Below are 1,924 nucleotides of genomic sequence, written 5' to 3'. Positions count from 1 at the left end.
GTCGCCGAGCTCGCGCACCACGTCGGCGCCCTTGAGGTCGAGCACCACAACCTGCGCACCGGCGTCGAGCAGCCGTCTGGTGGTCGCCAAGCCCAATCCGGAGGCGCCACCGGTCACCACCGCGACACTGTCTTTGATCTGCATCAGGTCATTCCTTTCCGCCGGCCCAGTCGCGCAGCACGGTCGCCGCATCGGTCTGGACGCTCGGTGTCGGGATACCCGGCACGCTGCGGGAGAACCGCGGTGCGGGCATCGGTTGCGGGCCTTTGGGGTCCGGCCCGTCGTCATAGAAGGTGTCGCGCTCGGCGACGTGCGGCTCGTCTTGCACCTCCCCGAACGCCAGCACCGGTGTCACACAGGCGTCGGTGTCGGCGAACACCGCCGCCCAGTGGTCGCGGTCTTTGGCGGCGAACACCTCGCCCAGCCGGGCTCGCAGCTCCGGCCAGCGGCTCACGTCGTTCTGCGCGGGCAGATCGGCGGCGTCCAGACCCAGCCCGGCCAGCATCGCCGCGTAGAACTGCGGCTCGATAGCGCCGACCGCCACGTAGCGGCCGTCGGCGCATTCGTAGGTGTCGTAATAGGGCGCACCACCGTCGAGCATGTTGGTGCCGCGTTCGTCGGACCACACCCCACTGGCCCGCATCGCCCACATCATCTGGATCAGCACCGACGACCCGTCGATCATCGCCGCGTCGACCACCTGGCCCCGGCCCGAGGCCTGCCGCTCCCACAGCGCGGAAAGAATGCCGACCAGCAAGAACATCGACCCCCCACCGAAGTCGCCGACCAGGTTCAGCGGCGGGACCGGCCGCTGGCCGGCGCGGCCGATGGTATGCAGCACACCGTTAAGCGAGATGTAGTTGATGTCATGGCCGGCCTGCTGGCTGCGCGGGCCGGTCTGCCCCCACCCGGTCATCCGCGCGTAGACCAGTCGCGGGTTGACCTTCGCGCAGTCCTGCGGACCCAGCCCCAGCCGCTCGGTGACGCCGGGGCGGTAGCCCTCGATGAGCACGTCGGCCTTGGCCACCAGGTCGAGCACCGACTGTCGTCCCTGGTCGGACTTGAGGTCGACACTGACCAACCGGCGGTTGCGCAGGGTGGCGTTCGGCGTCCCCGCTGTCCCGCCCGGCCTGCCCACGTGCACCACGTCGGCACCCAGGTCGCCCAGGATCATCGCCGCGTGCGGGCCGGGGCCGATCCCGGCCAGTTCCACAACCCGCAAGCCGTGCAGTGGTCCCGCCATCTTCGACCTCCCTGTCGTCTGCGCTGGCGGCGTCGGCCGCTCCGGCCGGACAACCGCTGTTTTGCATCTTGACAGCCGCCTCTCCAGCCGCCCCTGCCGGGCCTGCATCCCGGCCTCTTTAAGGTGATGTCTATGACCACTGCTGATTGCGGAATCGAGGCGCTAACCGTCGTGCAGGGCCTCTCGGTGGCGCTGGCCGACGGAGTGCTGTCGGTGACCATCGACCGACCCGACAGCCTCAACTCGCTGACCACCCCGGTGCTGGCCGGGATTGCCGACGCGATGGAGTACGCCGCCGGCGATCCGCGGGTCCGCGCGGTCCGGCTCGGCGGCGCCGGCCGCGGCTTCAGCTCCGGGGCCGGCATCGGCAGCGACGACGCCGCGGACGGACCCGCAGGGGTGGCGACCGACATCGTCGCGGAGGCCAACCGTGCGGTGCGGTCCATCGTGGCGCTGCCCCGTCCGACGGTCGCCGTCGTCCAGGGACCGGCCGCCGGCGTCGGCGTGTCGCTGGCGTTGGCGTGCGACCTGGTGCTGGCTTCGGACACAGCGTTTTTCCTGCTGGCCTTCACCAAGATCGGGCTGATGCCCGACGGAGGCGCGTCGGCGCTGGTGGCCGCCGCGATCGGCCGGACCCGCGCGATGCGGATGGCGCTGCTGGCCGAACGGATCTCCGCTGCC

3 protein-coding genes are annotated in these 1,924 nt (G+C 70.9%); 1 reads left to right on the top strand and 2 read right to left on the bottom strand.

The window, feature by feature from the left end; all coding sequences use genetic code 11:
* Both AC2VON_RS14230 and AC2VON_RS14225 read right to left on the bottom strand, forming a co-directional pair.
* The coding region (locus AC2VON_RS14230; protein WP_486953531.1) for an SDR family NAD(P)-dependent oxidoreductase at nucleotides 1-144 on the bottom strand (144 nt) is incomplete at its 3' end.
* Nucleotides 145-148: 4 nt separating this feature from the next.
* Nucleotides 149-1,243, bottom strand: a complete 1,095-nt coding sequence (locus tag AC2VON_RS14225; RefSeq protein ID WP_486953530.1) for a CaiB/BaiF CoA transferase family protein — start codon at nucleotides 1,241-1,243, stop codon at nucleotides 149-151.
* Between the two features lie 132 nt (nucleotides 1,244-1,375).
* Between AC2VON_RS14225 and AC2VON_RS14220 the strand changes: the two genes are divergently transcribed.
* On the top strand, nucleotides 1,376-1,924 hold a 549-nt coding region (locus AC2VON_RS14220), incomplete at its 3' end, for an enoyl-CoA hydratase-related protein (RefSeq protein WP_486953529.1).

The organism is Mycobacterium sp. TH-M82, from assembly GCF_057473605.1.
The sequence above is the reverse complement of the archived record's forward strand: the minus strand, read 5'-3'. Positions and strand labels throughout refer to the sequence as shown.

Coding starts and splice junctions, on each gene's coding strand:
- AC2VON_RS14225 (WP_486953530.1), bottom strand. CDS start 1,243: ATGGCGGGACCACTGCACGGCTTGCGGGTTGTGGAACTGGCCGGGATC.